Annotated in this window: 21 protein-coding genes and 1 pseudogene; 4 read left to right on the top strand and 18 right to left on the bottom strand. The window is 35.0% G+C overall.

Going from position 1 to position 26,425, the window contains the following annotated elements; genetic code table 11:
• Nucleotides 1-18: 18 nt before the first annotated feature.
• From ACTB0X_RS03525 to ACTB0X_RS03450, 16 genes and pseudogenes are all read right to left on the bottom strand, one after another.
• Nucleotides 19-1,578 (bottom strand): SDR family NAD(P)-dependent oxidoreductase, encoded by a 1,560-nt coding sequence (locus ACTB0X_RS03525; RefSeq protein WP_463023607.1) that lies wholly within the window; start codon nucleotides 1,576-1,578, stop codon nucleotides 19-21.
• Between the two features lie 195 nt (nucleotides 1,579-1,773).
• Nucleotides 1,774-3,195, bottom strand: a complete 1,422-nt coding sequence (locus ACTB0X_RS03520) for a T9SS type A sorting domain-containing protein (RefSeq protein ID WP_463023606.1) — start codon at nucleotides 3,193-3,195, stop codon at nucleotides 1,774-1,776.
• 519 nt (nucleotides 3,196-3,714) lie between these two features.
• Entirely contained in the window at nucleotides 3,715-4,113 is a 399-nt protein-coding gene (locus ACTB0X_RS03515; protein ID WP_463023605.1) for a hypothetical protein, read from the bottom strand.
• Nucleotides 4,110-4,718 carry a hypothetical protein gene (locus ACTB0X_RS03510; RefSeq protein ID WP_463023604.1) on the bottom strand — a complete coding sequence of 203 codons (609 nt, stop codon included), beginning with the start codon at nucleotides 4,716-4,718 and terminating at the stop codon, nucleotides 4,110-4,112. The genes ACTB0X_RS03515 and ACTB0X_RS03510 overlap by 4 nt, the downstream gene beginning before the upstream one ends.
• Before the next feature lie 116 nt (nucleotides 4,719-4,834).
• A complete protein-coding gene (locus ACTB0X_RS03505; RefSeq protein ID WP_463023603.1) occupies nucleotides 4,835-5,161 on the bottom strand; it encodes a hypothetical protein in 327 nt (108 codons plus the stop codon).
• 166 nt (nucleotides 5,162-5,327) lie between these two features.
• Nucleotides 5,328-6,560, bottom strand: coding sequence for a YCF48-related protein (locus ACTB0X_RS03500; protein WP_463023602.1), 1,233 nt, complete (start codon nucleotides 6,558-6,560; stop codon nucleotides 5,328-5,330).
• Nucleotides 6,561-6,828: 268 nt separating this feature from the next.
• A pseudogene (locus ACTB0X_RS03495) lies at nucleotides 6,829-7,035 on the bottom strand (GDCCVxC domain-containing (seleno)protein).
• Nucleotides 7,035-7,634, bottom strand: coding sequence for a mercuric transport protein MerTP (gene merTP / locus ACTB0X_RS03490; protein ID WP_463023601.1), 600 nt, complete (start codon nucleotides 7,632-7,634; stop codon nucleotides 7,035-7,037). The pseudogene ACTB0X_RS03495 and the gene merTP overlap by 1 nt, the downstream one beginning before the upstream one ends.
• A gap of 82 nt (nucleotides 7,635-7,716) precedes the next feature.
• Nucleotides 7,717-9,294 (bottom strand): S8 family serine peptidase, encoded by a 1,578-nt coding sequence (locus ACTB0X_RS03485; protein ID WP_463023600.1) that lies wholly within the window; start codon nucleotides 9,292-9,294, stop codon nucleotides 7,717-7,719.
• Between the two features lie 200 nt (nucleotides 9,295-9,494).
• Entirely contained in the window at nucleotides 9,495-9,953 is a 459-nt protein-coding gene (locus ACTB0X_RS03480) for a hypothetical protein (RefSeq protein WP_463023599.1), read from the bottom strand.
• A gap of 277 nt (nucleotides 9,954-10,230) precedes the next feature.
• A complete protein-coding gene (locus tag ACTB0X_RS03475; RefSeq protein ID WP_463023598.1) occupies nucleotides 10,231-10,632 on the bottom strand; it encodes a hypothetical protein in 402 nt (133 codons plus the stop codon).
• Between the two features lie 352 nt (nucleotides 10,633-10,984).
• Nucleotides 10,985-11,683 (bottom strand): hypothetical protein, encoded by a 699-nt coding sequence (locus ACTB0X_RS03470; RefSeq protein ID WP_463023597.1) that lies wholly within the window; start codon nucleotides 11,681-11,683, stop codon nucleotides 10,985-10,987.
• A gap of 298 nt (nucleotides 11,684-11,981) precedes the next feature.
• The gene (locus ACTB0X_RS03465) at nucleotides 11,982-12,866 is read right to left on the bottom strand and encodes a diacylglycerol/lipid kinase family protein (protein ID WP_463023596.1); all 885 of its coding nucleotides are present in this window, start codon (nucleotides 12,864-12,866) and stop codon (nucleotides 11,982-11,984) included.
• 32 nt (nucleotides 12,867-12,898) lie between these two features.
• Complete coding sequence (locus ACTB0X_RS03460) at nucleotides 12,899-14,776, bottom strand: LTA synthase family protein (RefSeq protein WP_463023595.1); 1,878 nt, start codon at nucleotides 14,774-14,776, stop codon at nucleotides 12,899-12,901.
• 3 nt (nucleotides 14,777-14,779) lie between these two features.
• Nucleotides 14,780-16,207 (bottom strand): sensor histidine kinase, encoded by a 1,428-nt coding sequence (locus ACTB0X_RS03455; protein WP_463023594.1) that lies wholly within the window; start codon nucleotides 16,205-16,207, stop codon nucleotides 14,780-14,782.
• Nucleotides 16,208-16,215: 8 nt separating this feature from the next.
• Nucleotides 16,216-16,371 (bottom strand): FeoB-associated Cys-rich membrane protein, encoded by a 156-nt coding sequence (locus tag ACTB0X_RS03450; protein ID WP_463023593.1) that lies wholly within the window; start codon nucleotides 16,369-16,371, stop codon nucleotides 16,216-16,218.
• A gap of 85 nt (nucleotides 16,372-16,456) precedes the next feature.
• Between ACTB0X_RS03450 and ACTB0X_RS03445 the strand changes: the two genes are divergently transcribed.
• The 4 genes from ACTB0X_RS03445 (at nucleotide 16,457) to ACTB0X_RS03430 (ending at nucleotide 24,661) form a co-directional block, all read left to right on the top strand.
• Nucleotides 16,457-18,439 carry an alpha-ketoacid dehydrogenase subunit alpha/beta gene (locus ACTB0X_RS03445; RefSeq protein ID WP_463023592.1) on the top strand — a complete coding sequence of 661 codons (1,983 nt, stop codon included), beginning with the start codon at nucleotides 16,457-16,459 and terminating at the stop codon, nucleotides 18,437-18,439.
• A gap of 136 nt (nucleotides 18,440-18,575) precedes the next feature.
• Nucleotides 18,576-21,452, top strand: coding sequence for a T9SS type A sorting domain-containing protein (locus ACTB0X_RS03440; protein ID WP_463023591.1), 2,877 nt, complete (start codon nucleotides 18,576-18,578; stop codon nucleotides 21,450-21,452).
• A gap of 293 nt (nucleotides 21,453-21,745) precedes the next feature.
• Nucleotides 21,746-23,782, top strand: coding sequence for a 30S ribosomal protein S1 (gene rpsA / locus ACTB0X_RS03435; RefSeq protein ID WP_463023590.1), 2,037 nt, complete (start codon nucleotides 21,746-21,748; stop codon nucleotides 23,780-23,782).
• An 87-nt stretch (nucleotides 23,783-23,869) separates the two neighbouring features.
• Nucleotides 23,870-24,661, top strand: a complete 792-nt coding sequence (locus tag ACTB0X_RS03430) for a DUF3667 domain-containing protein (protein ID WP_463023589.1) — start codon at nucleotides 23,870-23,872, stop codon at nucleotides 24,659-24,661.
• A gap of 85 nt (nucleotides 24,662-24,746) precedes the next feature.
• Here ACTB0X_RS03430 and ACTB0X_RS03425 read toward each other — a convergent pair whose 3' ends face one another.
• Entirely contained in the window at nucleotides 24,747-25,160 is a 414-nt protein-coding gene (locus tag ACTB0X_RS03425) for a VOC family protein (protein WP_463023588.1), read from the bottom strand.
• Nucleotides 25,161-25,402: 242 nt separating this feature from the next.
• Nucleotides 25,403-25,984, bottom strand: coding sequence for a hypothetical protein (locus ACTB0X_RS03420; protein ID WP_463023587.1), 582 nt, complete (start codon nucleotides 25,982-25,984; stop codon nucleotides 25,403-25,405).
• Nucleotides 25,985-26,425 lie beyond the last annotated feature (441 nt).

The following is a 26,425-nucleotide window of genomic DNA, read 5'->3' as shown; positions in this document are numbered from 1 at the left end:
GTTTCAAGTTTGAAAAGGCTACCAATCTGTTGGTTTATAATCTTTCAGGAATTTACCACACCAGTGCTTGCCTGTGTTTATTCCATCGAAAAGCGGGTCTAAAACTCTTGCAGCCCCATCTACAATGTCTAGTGGAGGCTGAAAATCGTGATCTACTTCTTTTTTCTTCGCCAATTCTGCAGGATCTTCATCCGTTACCCAGCCTGTATCAACCGCATTCATATAAATCCCATATTTAGCAAAGTCTGATGCAGAGGTATGGGTCATCATATTTAAGGCGGCCTTAGCCATATTGGTGTGCGGGTGTCGGTCTTCTTTATGCCAACGGTGGAATTTGCCTTCCATCGCAGAAAAATTGATGATGTGTTTGATACCAGTGTCTTCCTTTTTCATAATGTTCACCAATCGGTTCACCAACACAAAAGGAGCAACCGAATTAACCAATTGAACTTCTAGCATTTCATTGGTATGAATTTCTCCCAATTTCAACCGCCAACTGTTTGTTTTTCTTAAATCCACTTGTTGTAAATCGGCATCTAATTCACCTACTGGAAAAACTTCGCTGCTTGGCAGAGCATCATCTATGCTATATGGAATTTGTGAAAGCTTTGCAGAAGCGTGCAGTCCAATTCCCATTTGCTTTCCGTGCCAGCTAATTGGTAGGTTTTTCTCTTCTTTTTCAGAAAAAGTAGTATTTAGATTGTGTAATTCTTTTAGGCAGGTATCGTGGTCTGCCAATACCATTTGTGCCGATTGTGGCAATTCGTTGATTGGCAATTCTTCATTTGCCATCAGGTGCTGATAAAAACCGGCGGGTCGTCTTACTGTTTGAGCAGCGTTGTTGATGAGTATATCTAACTTTTCATACTTCTGTTCGATAAAATTGCAGAAGATTTCCACACTCGGAATGTGCCTCAAATCCAAACCATGAATGTGTAATCGATCGCCCCACTGATTAAAATCGGGTTCTTTAGCAAATCGCAACGCAGAATCTACAGGAAAGCGGGTCGTGGCGATTACGGTAGCTCCGGCACGCAACATTAATAACGAAATGTGATATCCAATTTTTAGTCTAGAACCTGTCACCAATGCTACTTGATCGGTTAGGTCGGCTGTTTGAAAACGCTTGGCGTAGTTGAAGTCGCCACACTCTTTGCACATGGTGTCGTAGAAGTGGTGTAAGGTGTGGAAAACCGATTTACAGACATAGCATTGTCGAGGAGATTCCAATTGGATTTCAGCCTCGTTCTCTTTTCCAGTTAGGGAAATCATTTTTGGAGCTACAAAAATACTAGCATCTCTTGCGGAACGTATTCCTGTGGAATTTCTAGCTGCCTTATCTTTTTCTTTTACTTTCCGTTTGTTAACTTTTCGAGCTTCTCGTTTTCTTCGTTCCAGTTCGTCTTTATTTGGCCTAGAAAAAAGCCCTGCAGCCATTAACAATGCAGTTCGTTTGTCTTTTGGAATGTCGAAAATTTGATTAGTATCTGCATTTAGCTTCTCCAATATAGAAAGGCAAAGGTCTATTTCTTTCTGACTGATTTTATCTGTCTCTTGCTCATTTGGGATATCAGTCATACTTCAATATTTGTGGCGAAATTACCTATAAAAATGAAGTGTTGTTGATGACCTTTATTTGTTTCTCTAAATAAATTGAAAGCAGAGTTGTGATTAAATAAGCCTTTAAATAAAACTTGCCGCAATTGGTTTACTGTAGCAAGTTATATTCAAGCTGAGTGGTAAATAAATTATTAATAATTAGAAATTAATGAATTAATTCTGTTTGATTACTTTTTGTACAACTACTTTTCCACTATTATCCATCACTTTTACGATGTATATCCCAATAGATAAATCCGAGATATTTATTGTGTTGGAACTAGTTGATGACAATTTTTTGAAAATTATTTTTTTGCCTTCAGCATTGAATATTGATGCTTCAAGATTTTGGAATATATCATTGTTAGTCAGTACAATATCATTATTAACTAATTTTATTTCAATGTCTAATACATTATTGGTGTTTGTGCTAATGCCAGTTGTTGGTTGAAAATAGTTGTCGTCATAGACAAGGCCAGCAGTATCAGATCCAATAATATAGCCTTCTAGCTTTTTATCATAGTAATTTGCGTATTGACCACTAAAATTCCAACTTCTGTAATACCTGATGAGTCCTATATCTTCACCAAAAATATATTGTTTCTTATCATTCAATACACTTGGATTTCCTGTCATATACAACGTATCATTTTTAGCTACAATGCCTTCTCTATTCCATGTTTTAGTGTTACTTTTTAAAGTTGAGTCATAACCATAAAGGGTTGGAACAGAATCTTCAACATTTAGATAATTGAAGTCATTCAAAAAACCATATTCAGATTTAAGATAAACGATACTTGAAAGTGAACTAGAATAGAAAGTGTCACTCGGAATATTAAATCTATAGTCCAATGTGCGTTCTTTCATTTCAGTGTTAACTATAATGGAGTCGGAACTTCGTTGAATACTTATCACTTTATGCTTTTGTCTTACTTCAGGCCCTTTAAATCGATATCCACTATTTTCTACATACTGGAAAATATCTCCCACTTGAAAGTTGAAAAAATCATCGAAGTATAGATTGCTTTTTCCTGTAACTGTGATTCCTTCAACACCAACTAGAGCGTAGTGACTTCCTTTAAAATTAGGAAATTTAGTTATGCCAAAAGATTTTGAAATTATAATGGTATCATTAAAACTGGTAGTGTATAATTTAACAGAATCAAATGTATTTTCAAAAACTTCTAGGTAGTTTTTCGATCTGTAAGTGAGGTAAGTGTTGTTTAAAGAATTGAAAAGGCTAGAATCTCCAAGTGCTAGATTTGTATTTATAGAATAGTTTCCAGTATCAGTGAAATTAATGATTCCAGAATTTGTTTTACGAATATATCGTTGTAAAAAGCTTGGTTGGTTTTTCAAATAAACTTTACTTGAAAAATACTTGTTCGGGCAAGTTGAGCATAGGTTACTTACTTCATTTAGCACAAAAACAGAGTCACCTTGATTGAGGTAGGTAGAGTCTACCCAAATTGTAGTGGTGATGAAATCATTGTTAATGGAGTAATTGTATTTTTTGTGCATCTCAATAACATCCCAATTATTGCTAAATATAAGTTGAGTAAACGTAAGACTGATGATAAATAGAATAGACTTCATAAAATTGTTAATTAATCTTAGGTGTCAAATCTAACGATAAATAGATAATCAAAAGTGCGTTCTAGTTCTATCTGGTTGGTTTTTTTATAGCATAATTGAACAAATTTTCTTTCAAGTTGATGTTTACGAATATTGAACGCTGTCAATAATAGCTCTGTTCAAGCATAAAATAGCTGTTCAATCCATTACTTTATTAATGCTAGTGTATACTCTTTCACCATGTCTTTCTGTTGGAGATGGTCTTCAATGCTATGGCAGACAGTAAAGTCTGGTTTTGATTCTAAACTCGTTTTTAAATATTCGTAAAAAGATTGAAATTAATGTTAATTGAAGCAAAAGTGATATTCGAAGAATCGTTCTGCAATTAATTCTGCGGAATAAATAAAATGATTACTTCGATTTTGCGTTGAAGCGTTGGCACTTTAGATAAAAACGATGGCACCAACCTGCAAGTTAATCGCCTTGCTCTAGAACCATTACCTTGCGGTTGTTAATAATTTCATTCAATAACACTTTAATTTAAAACTTTCTGAATCGCTTAGAGGTAAAAAAGAAGAGAGCAATAACGGCCAATAATGCGATAAAAGCTGATGTTCCTAATGCTCCTCCAAAACCCTCAAAGTCTCTGGGTTGATTGAGGTAAATGAGGCTAAAAAGTGCTCCTGAAATCGCCAAGGGTGTATAATGCTTTATTACATTCGATGAAACCATCCCAATAAAGGAAGCGCCAAAGAATGCAACTGGAATATTTTCAGTTAAATAAACATTCATTAGGTCAGGAAAAAAGTAAAAAAATAATCCCACCAATAATGAAAGTAGGGCAGAAGCTCTTATTTGACCTTGGTTTAGTTTTTCACTAACGTAAAAGGTGAGGGTTGCCCCAATAATTCCTGATAAAATAATGATCAAGCTATTCATCTGAAAAGGATAAAGATAAATGACGCAATTACAACTCCTGCAAATGCTACGGTCCCGAGTTTACCGCCAATACCAACGAACAAACTTTTAGAAAGCATGAAAATAATACCTGAAATTAAGCCTGCTGTAATCACAAAATAAATTGATGATGCGATAGTTATACTCGACATGCCAATGAATGCGCCACAATAGGTTGGTGCTGGTACTTGTTTTAAATACTCACTTTTTTTACGAATAGCGGGAATAAATGATGCGATTGTACCTGTTAATCCTGCAGCTAAAACGCCACCAAGATTAGTGTGAATATTTAATAAGTAGCAAACAACGGCTCCAACAATAACCCAAACGACTACTGACAATTCTTCGTATAAATGAGCTTCGTGATGTAAATCCAAGTACCGATATCCGTAGGCCAAAAACAGCGAAGTAGAGGCAATGGACAAAAGAGTTTCATAGGAGTTGAGTTCGAAATACTCTTTTAAAATTAGAATAATGAAGGTCGTTTGTAAAAGAAAAAAGACGGCCAACAATATGACTCGATTAAGGTGATGAGCATTGAGAATAACAGGATGTTTTTCTTTTTCGGTTTCTGAGGTTTCTTGCATTAATACTTTATTCTATGGCCTGCTTGCGAGATTTAAAGTGTATGTTAAATTTACTGTATCCACTTTAGTTGACAAAATTCGCAGGTTTTTAAATCGAAAATAACGTTGAGATTTAATTACTTTTCACTCAATACTTTTTCAGCAATTTTCTCAGCGTCTTTGCAGTATTGGTCATCTCCTTGTAAGGTCCATACACCAGTTTTCTCAAGATAAAACCGAACTGTTTTCTCTACTACAGCTAAATAACCGCCATAGGAAGCTAAGGTGTCTTGCACTTCTTCTAAATAGTCCTTACTGCTCAACTCATCTCTTAACACCAAACTCCACAATCTATTGATACGTTTAGATTTTTCTTTATAAACAGGACTAGTAGACTTAAAAGCCATTAAAAAAAGGGATAGGGCTTTTGCTTCTGGCGTTGGTTTCTCAAGTTGGTTGCTCATTCTTGCTAATCTATTTAATTCAAACAGTCAAAATTAATGTTATCAATCGGTTCTTTAGACTGGTTTAAACTCTTATTCTCAACAATTAATTATTTTTTGCTCTTCCTAAACTAAACTGCCAAACTCATAGTGTATATAAAGCCAGTTAGCGAGCTAGCAAATCGAATTATTTCTTCACCAATCGTCTAATTGTATTTTTTTTATCTGTTTGAATTACAATTAAATAAACTCCTCTTGAAAGGAATGAAACGTCAAGTTCGTTTTTCGTTCCAAAGTCCATTATTTTTTGTCCTTGTTGATTAAAAATAGCAGCAGACTCTAAAGCTTCATCAGCAGCAGTAATAAAAAAAACCTTATCGTTTGTTGGGTTTGGATAAATTGTGAATTCTGATGAGTTGTTAATTTCATTTACACTCAATACTATTCCTCCGTTGGTCGTTTTATAAATTCCATTATCTCCTAAAGCATATCCTATGGTGTCGTTTGCTAATTTGATTTGACGAATGATTGTAAGTGGTCTAACATTTTGAACGGTCCAGTTTACTCCGCCATCTGTAGTTCGATATATTCCACCAGCATTGTTTACATAGCCCACGTCTGGAGATGTAAAATATAATCCAGTCAAATTTGTATTAGGGTTTATAAGTGTGCTTGTCCACGTTAAACCGCCATCAGTTGTTTTTAAAAACAGTCCATTTCCTCCAGTCGCGTAGCCAATTGTGTTGTTAACGAAAAATAGTGTATTAATTTCTCTGTGATTTAAGCCATTAACCCCGTTCATTGTGTCCGAGTACACTGTACTCCAATTATTACCCAAGTCAGTAGATTTATGAATTGAATAGTTATAAGTATTGGTGCTTATGAATTTTTTGAGTGAAATAAAAAGTTCTTGATTGGGCTTAGAAGCAATTTCTGTCACAGTTCCTTGTGTAGATTTGTTATTAAAATTATTACCACCGTCAACCGTCATTAAAATATCACCTGTCTCTAGGGCCACAAATCCTGTATCTGTGTTTATAAAATGTATTTTCTTAAAACTGTATCCTAAAAAATCATTGGATGTAATTGAATCCCAAGTCTGGCCTGCATCAATAGTCTTTACTATTACATTGGTATGACTGCCAAACGCAGTTCCTCCACAGGCATACCCAACAGCGTTTGTTGGAAATTGAACATCTAGAAACCAAGATGAAGTGAATGCTGTTTGATAAAACGACCACGTTTGCCCACCATCCGTTGTCCTGTGTATTCGTCCGCCTCCATCTGTCACTGCTATAACGGTATTTTGGCCAATTACTTCAATTGCGTTTTCTTGGTCACCGTGATAGTAAATTCCATTCCATTGCGAATAACATAATGTCGGAATTGAAATAGTCAGAAGAATGAGTAATATTTTCATAGGATCTGTTTTATATGTTGGTCAAGATACATGATTTCCAGTATTTTCTGCGGCAGTCAGAAGTTAAAGATACAAATTACTTGGCTACCTCAGGAACAGCTAAAAATGGAATCCCATAGCTATCGGATAGTTAAAATTTCAAGGCAATGTGTTACATCCTGCCTGGCGCATGGCAGAGCCGGTTACTAAGTTTATCAAATATGAACTCCGGCTTCACGATAGCTATCGGGATTAGTCGGAGCCATCTAATCGATTGGTAAATGGCTATTTAACAACAACTTTTATTTTCTTGAATTGGTGGACAAGGTACAGTTCCATAAGAGCAATAAACGCAACAATCTCCTACTTGTGGTTTCAGAACTGTTTTGCAATTCTCACACTGGTAGAAGAATTGACAAGCATTTGTTGGCATTTCCTCTACTTTATGATGTCAGTAGTTTGGATAAGTAATTTCTGATTTTAATTGAATTTCCATTAATATTCTTCCCTGTCGGTTACTTTATAACCTGTTGAATTAATTGCCTTCTCAATTTCTGTTTCATTGGTTTTTGTTTTGTCAAATTCAATGATTGCGTTTCCATTTTCGTAGGATGCTTTTGAGGTTACAATTCCGTTGAGTTTGTTTACTTCGTGATTGACGTGTTCTTCACAACTCGTACAAGTCATTCCATTGATTTTAAATTCAGTTGTTTTAAGGTCCGATTGGTCAACTACTATTATTTGCTTTTCTGTATTTGGGTAAAAAACTCCTGAATAGTATGGGAAAGTCAACATCACAATTACAAATGCTGTTACAATTCCTAAAAACTTTTTTGATTGAATAAATTTTGGTTTTTCATCTGTCTCACATTCGCAGTCAATTTCTTTTTGAGGTTTTAGTTTTTGATACCAAGCAAATCCAAGAACCAAAATTGTTAGTCCGATTAAATAAGGTCTAAATGGCTCAATCCAAGTGAATGTTGAAGCAATTCCGCTTGTACCTGCGATAATTGCTAAAACTGGTGTAATACAGCACAAAGAAGCAGTAATTGCTGTCAGTAAACTAGTGCCTATTAATTTGTTATCTGTTTTCATTTTTCAGTTTATTGCTAATAATTTAAATATTAATGACTTAAATCATTATCAATGAAATGTATCGTATGTTGGTAGTTGTTATTTATTCCTTGTTATTCATATTATTTTGAATGTTTAAGAATGCATTATACGCATTAATTATTCCACCACTTTTAGAAAGTGTAGAAAATTTTGCTTTTTGTCTTTCCGAACTAGCAAGGTTTGGAGTCAATATTTTTTTTGGTTTCGTAACCTTGTAAGAACTTTCTAATAAAATAGTAATAAGTTCTTGTGGAGTTAGGTCAGGATAATATGACAATATCAAGGCAGCAACACCAGAAACAACTGGAGCTGCAATGCTAGTGCCAGTAGTTTTTTTATAAGTGTTTGATGAGTCAAGAGATATTAAATCTACGCCAGGTGCATATATGTCGACATGTTTTATGCCGTAATTCGAGAACGTGCCAATTAACTCAGCATTGAGATTCATCTGTGTAGCTCCTATATTCAAAAAGTTTGTCGCTTCGACTTTATCAAGGTAAATATCACTTGGAAACCTTTCGTTTTGATCTAAGTTTTCACCTTTATTGCCGGCACCATGAATTAATAGAACACCATTTTCTTCAGCATACCTTATAGCTTTGTCAACAAACTCTTTTTGAGGAGATAGCTCTTTGCTAAAACTCATATTTATTATGTCTGCTCCATTATCAACTGCGTAAATTATCGATAAAGCTACGTCCTTGTCTCTTTCATCACCGTCTGGAGTTGACTTAAGTACCATTATTTTTACATCATTTACTATACCGTTAATACCTATATTGTTGTCTCTAGTTGCTGCAATAACACCTGCGACGGTTGTGCCATGGTCAGACCTTGAACCCTTAACATTATTATTTCCATATGATCTTTCTTCCATATTTAATGGATCATCACCTACTAGTTTTCTGGCATCAAAATCGACATTAAGATAATAGTCTAAATATAATTTTGAATGATTTATTAAATCTTCAATATATTCATCGTCTACACCTTGATCATACTTTTTATTAAGAAAACTTGCTGCATTTAATACTTCACTTTTGTTTGAGTTTACTTTTCTTAAGTCAATTTGGCTCTTTATTTCAATGTCTGTATTTTCTTTGATAATCCTTTTTGAATTATCCCAAACGTTTTTAAAATTTAGATAATTATCTAACTGTTTTTTCCTTTTGGATAACTCTTCATTATAGAGTTTTTTAGCTCTTTCGTAATCTTTATGATTTGTATCTTGTGATTTTACAATTCTTGTGAATTCAAGGTTTTCGTATAAAACATTTTCTCCTTCTTTATTACCGATGAAATTCCAGCCGTTAATATCATCAATATAACCGTTGTTATCATCATCAATTCCGTTGTTAGGAATTTCATCATCATTGACCCATATTTTATTTTCAAGATCTTTGTGATTTATATCCACACCACCATCAATTACAGCAACGACTACTGTTTTTTTAGGAGTCAAGTTAATTAGAATTTCATCATATGTTTTGTCAATACTTGCCCCCAGTAACTTGTCGTTTGATAAGTCTTTGTTGTACCAATTGATATATGCAGGATCAAATTCATTAACGTCTGCTTTTTGCGCAAACAAAATAGAAGTACTAAGAGTTAATAATATAAAAGATAATTGCTTAAACATATTTATTGATTTAGTGAATATTACCGCCAACGCCAGTTCGTCTCAAAACGAACTTAGCCCTTTTGTAAATATATAATTTTTGATATTGATTTGAAGATGAACAAAGAATAATTCTATAGCGTCAATTTTGAGATTAATTTGCATTTTTGGCTACTAAGTTTTTCCTTCAAGGACTATAAGTCCGCGGGGGCGGGGTTTAGCTACTTTTTTAATAATTCTTGTAATTCAGAAAGAGCTTGTTTTTTTTCATATCTGTAGGCCAATTTGAAGCATAATACAGGGATACCTATTATTACAATACAGATAATTAGTCGTTTCCATAAAAATGTCCATTCATTATTCTCTTGTATGAGTAATCCTGAAATAGTAGCATAAGACCAAGCTAACATAGTCAGGGTACAAAGTAGAGTTCCAAAAGAATTTAACTTGGTCCTTAAAGTAAGTTTCAACTGCCCATCAATTTCAATGAGTCTACCATGAATTACAGGATAAAAAGATCCAAACCAAAGGCTTAGTTTCCATATTTTAATTTCATCATCTGAGTATGTGCCTGAATATCTATATCTAACAAAAAATGTTGTTTTAAAGTGAGAAAAGAGACTATCCTTTTTGGGATAATGAATTAGACCTTTTAGTTTATTTTGTAAATTACTTGTCATCTTCTTCAGAAACTATAAAATAATATTTAGACAGATAAATTTCCATTTTAACTTTTGAATTTTAATGAGTGAAATGTTCGTTAAGATACCAAGGTACAACCTTGCTTGCGGCAGGCAGAAGATAAAGATACATGAGTTACACTTTTATTTGTTGTATTCAACAGATGAAATTTTTTAATAGATTCTCTAAACTAAAATAGATCTTTGAAGGGATGTTCTTTTAAACTGCGACTATTTTAGTCTGAGAAATTTGTTCGATTGTGCACTGTTTTTTATTTCACTTTGTCTGACGTGTTTTGAGTCCAACGATTTCTGCCACTTGACATTTTGCTACTCGTGTTCCACCTATCATAAAGATCCCAACAATTCCTTCATGAATTCGTTCTTGGTGGTACTTTATCATTTCTTCATTAATTATCCACATTTGAGCTTTTCCTGAAGGTGAAACATTGTGTTCTTTGGTTATAATTACCCTCCCTTGGTCATCGAGAAACTCTGACCAAATCATAAAACTCTGATTTGGTATATGATTTTCATGTTTGTACCAAAAGTCGGAACGGAAGCCTTGTACTGGTAGTCCTGAACTTCTTTCACCTTCTTTTTCTGGCAGAAAACAATAGTCGACAGCAAAGTCAGGTGGTCGATTTAGTTTCTCTTCATATGGTTGGTGGTCGGTCATTTTTTTAATGTTCGTTAAGATACATGCGTTACAAAGTTAAAGATACATGAGTTACACTATATTTTGATAAACTTTAATAGATGTTTTGTACTTTTCTTTTTTTACAAAATCCGTCGAGGGGATTTTGTGGGGTTGAAAATAGGGAAGAAGCTAACCAAACTACCTTACTAACAATGAGCTATACAGAATATTTGCGGGTCGTTTTTATTTTTATCAGCCTGGTTTTCAGTCTGTAAGTTGGGTATGTTAATCAGTCCAACCGATACGAAAAGAGCCGAAGTTACAACTTTACAGAACTGAAATGTCAGTATTTAAAGTCGTCATATAGTTGCTTAAAAGTATAAAAGATAATTTAGGTAGTGTACCATACATACCAATTGTCACTTAGTTTTTTCCAATTAACTATTCTTCCGCAATCATTGAATTTAGGTTGGGATTCTAACTTTGAGTATGCAAACCCTTGACAATTGTCTAAAAAACCGTCTATTGTGAAAGAAATAATTCCATTTTCTAGGATTGCGAAACTAATTAGCTCTGTTTCAATAAGTCTATTTCTAAGGTTCTCATAATCAACATTCTCAATATTTTCATTTTTGAAGATTTCCTTCAATGGTATTGTAGAAGACTTTAATTGAAATGTATCAATCGTTTCTGAATTATGTTTTATTGGATAAAGATTCAATGTATTCCATGTTCTTTGGCCGTCTGACATCTGTGTTATTGATTCAGATTTTTCTATTTCTAGAACAAACTCATTCAACTTTATTTCTCTTTGTTTAAAGAATATATAATCAGCTGCATAAAGTATGCTTGTGTAGAAATATAAATAATAGAATAATGATAATCCTACCGCGGTAAACAGTATCAATCGCTTAATTAGCTTTTTTTCTATAGTTAGGTAATAAATACTTGAAAATAATAAAATTAAAAAAGCTATAAATTCAATTGGGAGTAATATAAAAGTAGAGGTAGTTCTTATAAAAAATATCGTTGCGATATAAGGAATAAGAACACAAATAGAAATCACAATAACTAAAATTCTTGCTCTCATTAAAAACTAATATTTGCAAATATTTGAATGCCCGCTAATATCCGAATAAAGCGAAAGGACCATTTATTCACCTTATGTCGGGATGTACTTTATTTTTACTGTTTATAATTTATTTGACTGATAATTAAATTACAAAAACGTTTCCTCCGCGGCGGACAGGTATTAGTCGTTTTCGCTACGGCGGTCACGAAAAAATGGATAAATATTCATCATCAATTCGTCAAGTACTTTTCTCAAACCCGAAGATAAACCAAAAAAAACAATAAAGGAGGGGAGTACTTAAAAATAGAGTGTTACCCTAACAGATCACATCCAAAGAAGAAGGAATCACTTTAATCACCAAATCTTCGGTCACTTTAATGGGTTCGCCATCGATGTGCGCAATGTCTCTGTGGTGCTTTATTTTGATTTCTTTGCCTTTGTAGGTTTTATAGTACTTCGATTTTTCCAATTGCTTACTAAACAACTTAAAAATCATATCAGGCACCATCAGCGCAGGAAACTGTTCGAGTACACACACTGAAATCAATCCATTGTCGATCTCTGCTGAAGGCGCAATCCATGCATTGTTGCCATATTGGGAAGAGTTGGCAAAACTCACTAAAAACGCATGCGATTCTATGCTTTTGCCATCCACCTCTAGCGTATATTGATCTGGTATGAAATTGAAAAACTCGTTCGCCGTTACTTGCATGTACGACAAGAAACCACGTTGCCCAAATTCAGCAAATTTCCAACCGACATGGGCGTCAAAACCCAATCCGGCTGTTCCCAAAAAGGGTTCTCCATTAATGGTGGCGGTGTCTATTCGCTTTTTATTGAATTGGTTGATGCGTTTAATGGCATCTGCAATATCCATTGGGATCTTTAAAGATCGAGCCATTCCATTTCCTGAGCCTAATGGCAAAATACCTAATGCAGTGTTTGTGTGTATCAGCGCTTGTCCCACTTCGTTGACAGAGCCATCGCCACCTACTGCAATTACCGCATCCAATTTATTCAGCACCCCATCTTTACTCAAGGTAATGGCATGCTTGGGGTGTTCTGTATAAATGACTTGGTAGTTAAACTTTTCGTGGTCTAGGTGTTTTTCCAGCAACTGAACGACCTTATCTTTGGACTGAACCCCTGAGTGCGGATTGATAATGAAAAGGATATTGTATTTTTCAGAAGGAGTGGACAAAGTTGGAAAATTTAGAACCTCAAATTTAAAGACTATTTCTTTAAGGAAAGTTCATTTGAAATCATTCTGTGATTATACTGTTGAATAATTGCTTTTAGTTTATTTTCCATACTTAATCGCCTAGCCATTTCTACCGCGGCTAAATTATTAGTCAGTGTGGTATCTGTTGGATAATGGTATAATCCCACTGTATTCTCACCGTCAAATTGCAAGGTATAATCCCCCTCAATCAACTGATAAACTCCTGTGAGGTAGTTCACAGCAAAAGAGCTTTTGGAACTGTCTAATGGATATTGACCGAAATTGAGTGCTTCTCCATTAAAATTGGCGATTTCAAGGCAAATGGGCGAGATATCGGCATGCTGAGTCACTTGGCTGTAACGACCAACAGCGGGGCCATTTTTCCAATTGTAAATCAATAAAGGAACGGTAAAAATTCCAAGTCGATTCAAGTATTTTGGGCGAGCAGATTGTGCCGTATGGTCAGCAGTGATTATAAATACGGTATTCTCAAACCATGGCTGTTTCCTTGCAGTTTCAAAAAATCGCATTAAGGAATAATCAGAATAGCCCACACTTTCGTGCACATCTAAAATCCCTTTTGGAAATTGGTCTTTGTGTTTCGCTGGAATCGTGTAGGGGTGATGAGACGACAAACTAAAAATAGTAGAAAAGAAAGGCGCTTGTTTTTTACCCAATTCCTTGGCAAAATATTGAAAATAGGGTTCGTCAAAAATGCCCCAGTTGCCATCGTAGTCTGCTTCATTGTTGTATTCCGTTCTGCCGTAATACTTCTCAATGCCCGACATTTGAGCAAAGGCATCAAAACTCATGGTTCCGTTCGTTCCTCCATGATAGAAACTACTTGAATAGTTGAGCGGTGATAACAAGGTTCCAATGCCTTGTATAGAATTGTTGTTGTAACCTGAAGTGATGTATGGATTGTCCATCAAACTGGGTAATCCAGCCAATATTGAAGGCAATGCTTCAATGGATTTTTTACCATTGGCGAAGGCATTTTCAAATACTACACTTTCTTCCATTAAAGAATCTAAGAAGGGAGTATACCCTTTTCCACCATTATAACTGCCGATGTATTCCTTGGAAAAACTCTCTAAAATAATCAAGACAATATTGGGATGCTGATTGCTTTCTGCAGTGTATTTATAAATGGGATTAAATCGTTGATTCAATTTGCTTTCGGTGAAGTAATCAACTTCTATTATTTGTTCTTTAAAGAGCGTTCGTGAAATGGTGAATGGAGTATTTAATACCAAAGGAACATTTTGAATACTGGCATATTGGCTTGCTTGAAGCGAAGTAATCGGTCGCATTTGCAGGCCACCTCTGCTCGCTGTAATGAAAATTCCTAGCCAAAGCACCATGATCACCCATTGTTTCCAGGGTTTAGATTCAGGGATAAAGCTGGACCTGGTTTGATTGTAGCACCAATTGATGAACCACATTAAAACGGCAAATACCACCCCAAGGTACCAGTAATCTAAAATAAATTGAGGAATCAATCGAAGGGTGTCATCGCCGGTAGCCACAAAATCAAAAATGTCGGCGGTGGTGCGCTTTAAAGTAAATCGAAAATAGGCGATATCAATCACAGAGACCAAAACACTCAATGCTGTGGAAAACAAGAACAATCCTTTTAGTGTTTGTTGGTAACCTTTTTTATTGCGCTGTTTGAGGGGTAAAACTGAAGCAATAGAAAACGGAAAAAAAATGTAAGCAATGGCCGATATATCAAATCGGATTCCACCAATAAAAACCATGGGGTCGATCTCTGCAAAATAGCTTTTATTGAAAATAATAAAAGCAACTCTCATTAGCGAATACAGCAGAATAGCTATCCCGATTCGTTTGATTAAGAGGACTGAATGGTGATAATAGTTGCTATTCAAAGATTAGGCTTTTTTTTCGACCGGTAAATATATGAAGAAAGTACTGCCTTTTCCCAATTCACTTTTAGCAGTGATGTATCCATTGTGGTTTTCTACTACTCTTTTGGCTATTGCCAAACCAATGCCAGTTCCGGTGTATTCTGAACGACCATGTAAGCGTTGGAAAATAGTGAAAATACGATCCAAGTATTGTTCATCAAAACCAATTCCATTGTCATTAATAGTGATTTCTATGAATTCATCACTGACAATATGTGGAATTCTGTTTTCAATTCTAGTTGATGGAATAATTTTTGTCTTAATTCGTAAAATGGGTTCAACATCTTTTTTTCGGTATTTGATTCCATTGGAAAGAATGTTTTGTATTAACTGTCGCATTTGTACCGGGGTTCCATTTACTAGCGTTTCATCGGTCAATTTCAATTTTACTTTTCCGTTGGATTCGTAAATAACTTCACTTAAATCTTCCAATACTTCGTTGATCAATTGATTGACTTTTATCGATTTTCGATCACCAATATTTCTAGTTGAACGAGAGAAATTCAATAAATCTTGAATCAATGTCTGCATCCGAGAAGTAGAATTTATCATCCGATCGAAATAAGTTCTTCCTTTTTCATCCAACTGATCGGAATGTTTTCTGAGAATAATATCCGAGAAAGAAATTACTTTTCGCAATGGTTCTTGCAAGTCATGAGAAGCCACATAAGCAAATTGCTCCAGCTCTTGATTGGTTTGGCTTAATCGATGAATAGACTCTTGGAGTTTCAACTCTAATGCACTTCTTATCTGAATGTCCCGAATAAAATGGAGGTAAGCTAAAATAATGATAATCAATGTCAGCGCGGCAAAGATAGAAATGATTAGGTAGTTTTCTTCCAATGCAACCTCCACATCATTATTTCGCTTATCTAGCAGGTTTTCTTCGGTTTCTTGGATCAAACTAATGATGGATTGGATGTTATCCATGACATCAATTTCTCTTTTTAAAGAAGTTTTAATCATCGCCTTATTAAGCAAGCTATCTTCTTTGGCGATGTGGATTTCTTCAGCAATAAAATACCACTTATCAATTAAAACCAACAATTGCTTGAATCGTTTCTGCTGTTTGGGATTGTCTGTGGTTAATTCTTGTGATTCATTGTAATACTCCATGACACCAATTTTGGAATTGATGTAGGGTCGTCTAAAATTCTCGTCTTCTGAGACGAGGTAAGCCCGATGGTTATTTTCAGCGTCTTTTAATTCCACTAGTAATCGCTGAATGTTATAAATTACATCAGAGGTATGAACAACCCAAGCTCGTTTAACTTTAAAGGAACTTAGACTTCTATAAGAAACAGTGGATAAGATAATCAATAAAAGAATAGCTGCGCTCAAAATAATTCGCAGTCGTTTTTCTATTCGATTATTCTTCTTTTTTAAAGGCATAAAATGGGTTAAACGTTGTTTTTCTTTCGATCGCTTTCTTTCTTCATTTCCATTAACCCACATTTGTCACAGTCGTGGGATTTTATTTGTTTGCGCATGGCATAAATCAAATAAAATACAGCAGCAGCCAGTAAAGCAATTATTCCGATAGTTTCTAAAGTCATTTTGTTGAAAAGAGCTAATGGATTTCTCCAAAGTTAGCTAAATTCACATAACTTTGGTCGCTTAAAATATACCAAACTCAATACGATGAGCTTACTTTTCGATCACAAAGATATTCCGCACACTACGCTAAAAGACTTATATAAAAACTTGCTAAAACCTCGAATGATAGAGGAGAAAATGTTGGTGTTGTTGCGTCAGGGAAAAATATCTAAATGGTTTTCAGGAATAGGTCAAGAAGCAATCTCGGTAGGAACAGCAATGGCCTTGAAACCTGAGGAATACATCTTGCCAATGCACCGAAATTTAGGCGTGTTTACATCTCGTGGAATTCCAATGAGCAGATTATTTGCGCAGTTTCAAGGTAAAATGAGTGGATTTACCAAAGGAAGAGACCGTTCGTTTCACTTTGGGACGAATGATTACAACATCGTAGGAATGATTTCTCATCTTGGACCTCAATTGGGGGTAGCTGATGGAATTGGCTTAGCAAGTTTGTTGGATCGAAAGAAAGAAGTGACTGCGGTATTTACCGGAGACGGTGGAGCAAGTCAAGGAGATTTTCACGAATCATTGAACGTGGCTGCAGTTTGGAATTTACCAGTGTTGTTTATCGTAGAAAACAATGGGTATGGATTGTCTACGCCATCTTCCGAGCAGTTCAAGTGTCAGCAATTCATCGACAAAGGAATAGGCTATGGTATGGAAGCTGTAAAAGTGGAAGGAAACAATATTTTGGAAGTGTACTCAACGATTAAAGCCTTGGCGGAATCGATGCGAGAAAATCCTCGTCCAATATTAGTGGAATGCATGACCTTTAGAATGAGAGGTCATGAAGAAGCATCAGGTACGAAATATGTTCCGAATGAATTGTTTGAAGAATGGGAAACCAAAAATCCAGTAGACCGATATAGAGAATATTTAGAATACATGGGTTTCTGGGATGCAGATCAAGAAGCATTGCTGCGACTAGAAATTAAAAAAGAAATAGAAGACGGTTTGGCTATCGCTTATGCCGAGGCCGATGTTGTGGCTGATACTGCAACAGAATTGGCCGATATGTATGCGCCATTTGATTTCCAAGTTACTGAACCAACTGGTGAGCTAGCCGACAAACGGTTGATTGATGCCATTTCAGACGGATTGAAAGAAGCCATGGTAAAACACGAAGACTTGGTGTTGATGGGGCAGGACATCGCAGAATATGGCGGTGTGTTTAAGATTACAGATGGTTTTGTAGCTCAATTTGGAAAAGAGAGAGTTCGGAATACACCTTTGTGTGAGTCAGCCATTATCGGAACCGCTTTAGGCTTGTCCATCAAAGGGAAAAAATCCATGATGGAAATGCAGTTTGCCGATTTTGTAACAGAAGGATTCAACCAAATAGTAAACAATTTGGCGAAAATTCATTACCGTTGGGGACAAAATGCAGATGTAGTGGTGCGAATGCCAACGGGAGCAGGAGTAGCAGCAGGACCTTATCATTCGCAAAGTAATGAAGCATGGTTTACACACACTCCGGGCTTAAAAGTAGTTTATCCAGCTTTCCCTGAAGATGCAAAAGGATTGTTGTTGACCGCTTTTGAAGATCCGAACCCGGTGTTGTTCTTTGAGCACAAAGCGTTGTACAGAAGTTTGAGTGGAAAGGTGCCAGAGGGATATTATACGATCCCTTTCGGAAAAGCAAGAGCAGTAAAAGAAGGAACTCAAGTATCTATCATTACTTACGGAATGGGCGTGCATTGGGCATTGGCAGTTCTAGAAAAGCACCCTGAGATTTCAGCCGACTTAATCGATTTAAGAACCTTGAGTCCGTTGGATACAGAAACCATTTACGCTTCAGTGAATAAAACAGGTAGGGCCATTGTATTGCAAGAAGATGTCATCAGCGGAGGAATTGCTTCCGACATTTCTGCATTGATTATGGAGAATTGCTTCACTCAATTGGACGCTCCAGTAAAACGATGCGCAAGTTTAGATTCAGCGATTCCGTTTAATCCTATTTTGGAGAAAAACTTCTTGGCATCCAATAAGTTTGAAGCGGATTTGTTGGCCTTGATAGCCTATTAAAAAGAGAACCACATAAAATTTACACAAACGACTCTTTCATTTTGGGAGGGTCGTTTTTTTTTGTCCATTTTGTTAAGGAATCTTAAATCATCTGTATATTTGTTTGATTGACTATTGAATAGAAAAACGACTAACTATGAGAACTAGAATACTACTTTTAATTGCCTTTTTTCAATTGGCGACGTTGGCTTTTGGGCAGCAACTCAAATATTATGGAACTACTTCTCAAGGTGGAAATAGTAATATGGGGTCTATTTTTACTACAGACACAAATGGATTGAATATTAAAACGGTATATTCAATTGGTGATCATAGAGGTAAGGTTCCTAGTAATTCAAAGTTATGTAAAGCCAATAATGGAAAATATTATGGTTTAACAAAAGAAGGTGGACAGTTTGATTATGGAGTAATTTATGAATATGATTATCATAAAGGAGCCTGTATAACTATTTATGATTTTGATGGAATTATTTTTGGCGGAAACCCATTAGGTAGTTTAATTCAGGCTTCTAATGGTAAGCTTTATGGTATGACTTCATTAGGAGGAGTATATAATGAAGGGGTTATTTATGAGTTTGATCTCAATACAAATTCTTTTATAAAAAAAGTAGATTTTAGTATTGCAAATGGATCAAAGCCCAATGGCTCTTTATTAGAGGCTTCGAATGGGAAATTGTATGGTATGACTAGTGCTGGAGGTGCTTCTAATTTAGGAGTATTGTTTGAATACGATATCATTACAGATACATATTCTAATAAGGTAGATTTTATTGGAACAAATGGAGCTAAAGCATTTGGAAGCTTAATAGAAGTTTCAACTGGAAAATTAATTGGAGTTACTCGTGATGGTGGAGCTTTATCACTTGGAAATTTATTTGAGTATACATTAGCTACAAATACATTAGTTTCAAAAGTAGATTTTAGTGGAATTACAAATGGTGCTTTACCATATGAGAGTCCAATATTAGCTTCAAATGGTAAATTATATGGATTAACCCGATTTGGTGGAGTTAATAATAAAGGAACTCTATATGAATATGATATTTCATCAAATATTCTGATCAAGAAAAAAGATATATACAATGGTGCTGGGTCAGGTGTTGAGCCAAGAGGTAGCCTAGAAGAAACTACAAATGGAGACCTTTATGGTATGACACACATTGGTGGAGTAAACAATCATGGAGATATTTTTAAATATAACTTTAATACTAATATTTTAACACAGAAGTTTCTTTTTAATAATCAACAATCTGGTGCTTCTCCATTAGGCTCATTATTGAAAATATCAAATAATAAACTAATTGGTGTTACAAGTTTAGGTGGTCAATTTTCTAGCGGGGTGCTATTTGAGTATAATATCAATTTAGATTTGTTTAAAAAAGTTCATGATTTTGGCCTTGTAGATGAGATTGTTTACCCAACTGGTAAATTAACTTATGCAGATAATGGAATGCTTTATGGATTAACATTTACAGGAGGAAATTTTGGAAGTTTATATGATGGAGGTACACTTTTTGAATTTAATCCTAGGACTCTAAAGGTAACAGTAAAAGTTGATCGATTTTATGATTATTTACCTAGGGGGGTTCTACCGGTTGGTGACTTAATCAATATCAATGATGGTTACTTATATGGATTATCATTAAAAGGTGGAACTCCCTATTTTGTCTCATTGTTCAAGTATGATTTTACATTAGATACAATGATAACTCTTCATACATTCAGCACTATAGGACAGCCTGCTCCTTTTAGAAAGTACTCACTTTTGCATCATTCAAATGGAAAGCTTTATGGTATAGGAAATAATCCAGGTGTAGGTACCACTATTTTTGAATTTGATATTAATACAAACTCTCATACTTTGCTATATAATCTGCAAGATGCTAGATCATCATATTTTTTAACGGAGGACCAAGGAGGTACACTTTACGGGGTTAGTGCACAAGAGGCTCAATATTTAGTGAAGGGATATCTATTTAAATTTAATGTTTTAACTAATACTTTTTCAACTATTCACACATTTACAGGGTTAGATGGCCATACTCCTGTTGGGGAATTATTTTTAGCAGGAAATAACAAGTTTTATGGAGTAACTAAATTAGGAGGGGCAAATGATAAGGGCGTAATATTTGAATACAATCCCACCCTTAATTTATATACAAAAAAGTTAGATTTTGATAGCATTAACGGTGCAAATCCTGAAGATGGAATGTCAGGTTTTAAGAATGGTAAATTAATTGGAACCACAAAGTTTGGTGGGACAAATAATCAAGGAGTGATATATGAATACGATTATGTCTTGAATACTATTCAAGTGAAACATAATTTTGATAGTGCAAGTACTGGAAGTTTTCCAATGGGAAGGTTAGTTAAAGCAAATAGTTGCGGTAAAATAAAGAACTCAATATCTATTAATACTTGTTTTAGCTACACATCCCCAAGTGGAAAATACATTTGGACTAACTCAGGAACTTATACAGACACATTAAAAAATAATGGATGTGATAGTATTTTAACCATAAACCTAACAGTTAGTAAAATAAACAACACTGTCGCAACCCTTAGTCCAACAACACTTGCCGCAAATGCTTTCGGAGCCACCTATCAATGGCTAGATTGCAATAATAATTATGCAATCATCCCGAATGAAACAGGGCAATTGTTTACAGCAACAGCAATAGGAAACTATTCCGTAGAAATTACTTCAAACGGCTGTGTAGACACTTCCACTTGCTATCCAATAACTGTAGTCGGCATTTCAGAAAACCAATTCAACTCCAACCTCTCAGTATTCCCCAACCCAACCAATAGTAATGTCACACTATCTTTAGGTGGTAGGTATGGTGCTTTCACCACTCAAGTGTACAATGTACATGGAATGTTAATCAATGAAAGCGCTCACCAATCTGCTAACCAAGTTGAGGTAGAGTTAGGAGACTCAGAAGGGATTTATTTCATTCATTTAATCACGAACAGTGGAGAAAAGGTGGTACTGAAGGTAGTGAAAAATTAAGTTGAGAAATAATAGAATTATATGAACGACTCTTCCAATTTGGTAGGGTCGTTTTTTTGAAGTGTGAGAGTCAATTAGCCTCTCACACCAATTTAATGTGACTTCACTTTGCTTAAAACTGAATGACCCTTTCATTATGTCGTTTGATTATAAGTTTATTGAGTTGTTGAAATATTTTGAAAAAAGCCTTACATTTGCAGTCCAAAAAATCGGCGTATTGGCGTAGTCGGTTAACTATTAATTCCTTTCACTTAAATGCCAACTCGTAAGTGGAATACAAGTAAATATTCAGAATGTCTGAGAACAAAGAAAAAGACACGAATCCTGCAGAGGAAATCGTAAACAAAGCACAAGAAGTAGCAAGTGATGCTGTTGAAGCAGTTAAAGACGCAGTGGAAACTGTAGTTGACAAGGTTGAAGAAGTAACTTCAAAAGAAGAAGTGAAAGAGAAAACTCCAAGAAAAAAGGTTGAAGTAGATTCTTCTGACGAAGATGAAGACGAAGAAACTGTTGAAACAACTATTGACAATAGCATTAATGCTTCAGTAGCTGCAGATTCTGCAGATTTTGATTGGGATTCTATCGGTAAATTCGATGAGTTGTACTCAAAAGCAGAAAGAGATGAAATGGAAGAAGTTTATGGTAATACATTAACTTCTATTAATGAGCAAGAAGTTTTAGACGGGATTATCGTTTCTAAAAACTTGCGTGAAGCTGTTGTAAACATCGGTTACAAATCTGACGGTGTTATCCCAATGAATGAATTGAGATACAAAGAAGAAGTAAACGTTGGTGACTCAGTTGAGGTTTTCATTGAAAGTCAAGAAGACAAAAATGGTCAGTTATTATTATCTCACAAAAAAGCGAGAGCGCTTAGAGCATGGGATAGAGTAAATGATGCATTAGATACTCAAGAAGTAATCAAAGGTTATGTGAAATGCAGAACTAAAGGTGGTTTGATCGTTGATGTATTTGGTATTGAAGCATTCTTACCAGGTTCTCAAATTGATGTGAAGCCTATCCGTGATTACGATATGTATGTAGATAAAACAATGGAATTCAAAGTTGTGAAAATCAACAAGGAATTCAAAAACGTTGTAGTATCTCACAAAGCATTAATCGAAGCTGAGCTAGAAGTTCAGAAGAAAGAAATTATTGCTCAATTAGAGAAAGGACAAGTATTAGAAGGTACTGTTAAGAACATTACTTCTTATGGTGTATTTATTGATCTTGGTGGTGTTGACGGTTTGGTTCACATTACTGATCTTTCTTGGGGACGTGTTAATCACCCAGAAGAAATCGTTGAATTGGATCAGAAGGTAAATGTTGTTATCCTTGATTTTGATGATGATAAGAAGAGAATTGCTTTAGGTATGAAGCAATTAGAGAAGCATCCATGGGATGAGTTAGACGAGAAGTTAGCCGTAGGCGACAAAGTGAAAGGTAAAGTTGTTGTAGTTGCTGATTATGGTGCTTTCGTTGAAATTCAGCCTGGTGTTGAAGGTTTGATCCACGTATCAGAAATTACTTGGTCGAATCACTTGAAACCAGCTCAAGAATTCTTTACTGTATCTGACGAAGTTGAAGCTCAAATTTTAACTTTAGATAGAGAAGAAAGAAAAATGAGTTTAGGTGTGAAACAATTGACTCCTGATCCATGGGAAGGAATCGTTGAGAAATTTATCGTTGGCGACAAGCACAAAGGTAAAGTAACCAACATTTCTGACTTCGGTGTATTCGTTGAATTAGAAGAAGGTGTTGACGGTTTAGTTCACATTTCTGATCTTTCTTGGTCTAAGAAAATCAACCATCCAAAAGAAATTACCTCTGTAGGTGATGAACTAGAAGTGGTGATCTTAGAAGTGGATAGAGAAAACAGAAGATTAAGCTTAGGTCACAAACAATTGGAAGAAAATCCATGGGAAACTTTTGAAACTGTTTTCGAAATAGGTTCAGTTCACCAAGGAACAATCACTGAAATTTCTGCAAAAGGTGCTACAGTAGTATTGCCTTATGGAGTAGAAGCTTTGGCTACGAAGAAAAACATCGTAAAAGAAGACAATACAACAGCTGCAGTTGATGAAGTGTTAGACTTCAAAATTGTTGACTTCAACAAAAACGCACGTAAGATTGCTGTAAGCCACACTCAAATCTTTAAGGACGCTGAGTTCGAAGATGTGAAAGAGAAAAGAGCAACAGCAAAAGCAGAACATGCTAGCACTGCGAAGAAAATTAAGACAATGCAAGATTCTCAAGAAAGAACAACTCTTGGTGACTTAGATGCATTATCTAAATTGAAATCTGAAATGGAAAAAGGCGAGAAGAAGTAATATTCTTTTCTAAACCATAACATTTGATCCCTTCTCGATTTATCGGGAAGGGATTTTTTTTTATATTTCGGCTTCAAACCAATTTGAATGACCAAGGAAATAATTACTGACCAATTTTCAGAAGCAGCTATCAAGGATTGCAAAACATGCAATACAGAGTTGCTTGGAGCCTATTGTTACAACTGTGGACAACGAAAAATTTCTCATCGGTTTAAAACAATCGATTCTCTAAAGTGGGTATTTCAACAGCTTTTTAATATGGATCATGGGTTGTTTTTTACAACGATTCGCCTGTTACAGAATCCTAGAAAGGTGTTGTTGGACAATATTACGGGTGCAACCGTGAAATATTTGCATCCATTCCGATTCATATTTATTTGGGCTACGATAAGCGTGGTGATTTCATTAATATTTGGATTGAATGAAAAAGCTCAAGAGATGGGTGCAATTCAATCAGATGTCCGTAACGAGGAACTTGGAAAGGAAATTCAAGAATTTATTATGAATTACCTTACTATAATTACTGTTGGTATGGTTCCATTTTTCGCCTTCTACAGTAAATTATTCTTTCGAAAGTATAAATTGAACTATGCAGAGCACTTAATTATCAATTCATACAGCTACGGAGTTACGATAGCAGCAGGGATATTAACTTTTTTCTTGTGGTTTATTCCTGATTTTTTTCAGTGGTCAATTTTCATTTCAGCTGTTTTAACGATTGGCATTTTCTCTTGGATCTATCACCATTTTTTTGGAGGTAACTTTTTTATTAGCGTGGTCAAATCATTATTGATTTACCTCATTTCATATTTCACCATAATGCTGATTGGTGGTCTTGTGGGAGGTGCTTTCGCAATTGTAAATGCGATTTCGTTTTAAATAAATTTTTAGTTGAGGTAGATTATGAAAAATCTAGCTCACTAAAATAAATATTTAAGGGCATTTTTTTATTTTCAAAAAATTCTTATTTCAAAAACACTTCAGCTTCATTGGTAAAAGCCTTCAATTCGATTGGGTTTCCACTTGGATCCAAGAAGAACATGGTACGTTGTTCGCCGGTTTTTCCGGCATATCGCATATAAGGTTTTACAATAAATTCAGTGTTTATGGCCTCTAATTTTTCTTGTATAGTCTTGAATTCAATTACCGGAATAAGACAGCCAAAGTGGGGAATAGGTACGCTAATTCCATCTACTTTACCACAATAATCCAATTCAGGAATATTGGAACTGACATGTGCAGAAAGTTGGTTGCCAAAAAAGTTAAAATCAATCCAGTTTTCTGTGGAACGGCCTTCCACACAACCTAATAATTTAATATAAAACTTTCTAGTGCTTTCAATGTCTTTTACCTTAAATGCATAATGGAATGTTTTCATAGTTTCTGTTTGAAAAATCAAGGTATAAATTAAACTCCAACTTTTATTAAATAATGAGTTAATCTTTGAGAACGATATAAATAAATCCTTTAAATGCGACTACATTAATTAGTAAAACTACTGCAATAAAAAATGCGATAATTCTGAAAATGAAGCACAAATTGGACTAAAAAAAAGTGATGATTGGTAGAGCGTACTTTTACTAATCAACACCTTTATGTGTTTACTTCAAATCTTATTGTCTAGTCGAATTTAGCTTCTCTAAAAACCAGTTTAAACTTCCCATCTTTTGCATTCTTAACGTCAGTACCGTAGGAAATGTTTGCATTAAATTCACCTTCTACGGTATATAATTTTTGTGCTCTTCCAAAGAAATCTTCTGTTCCATAATAAGTAACTGATGTAACCTTAAAATAATTTGCAGGGAATGGATTGTCAGTTTCATAACTTCTATAGTAATCCCCAGATATTTCGTAATCTAAACTAATACTTGTTGGACATACTTGACACTGACCAACTACTATTTTTTTACCAATTAAGGAATCTAAATCTTTCTTTACGATGGAATCCTTGTCCATTCTGATTGTAATTCCAATGTTAGTTTTTAGCGTATAAAATGAAGCATCTGTGCTTGAACCGCTGCCTGTGCCTCCGCCGTTACTTAATCCCGAATGACTTTTTGGAACTCCATCAAGTTTAAAATTGATATAAAAAGGATTCGTTACTACTGGCGCCGGGACCACCTCATCATCCTTATCTTTCTTACATGATTGGAAGGAAATGCTAATTATTAATGCAGCTAGGATTAAAATTTTATTCTTCATCGTTTTTAAATTTTAATTGGGAAGTTAATAATATTATTAACTAAAAGTATACCTAAAGCTCCATATTGACCGCTTTTATTCTAAAATTTTATTTAAATCTTTAGTCCAACTATCAATTGGTTACTTTGATTTTACAGGTGCTTTTGAATTCAATCGCTCTCCGTTCAATTCAAAAGTTTCAATGTATTCCTGCCACTCGAAGTATTCTAATGCTTCTTTAGGATCCTTTTTTAGAGCAATTGCAAGACAAGGATTTAACAAAATATCATCGGGGTTCGTATCTCCACCCTCACAAAAAATCCGAAGATTCGTATTTTTTGATGGATCTATATACGTCCAAAGACCTCGGTCATTAAAATTTGTTGTGCTATCTTTTTCTTCTGTGTTTGTTTTTGATTGGATGACAAATTTAAAATGGCTGAGCTTTATTCAATAGTGCAT

It is taken from the genome of Acidiluteibacter sp. (assembly GCF_055129545.1).
This window is presented reverse-complemented; position numbering and strand designations above follow the sequence as displayed.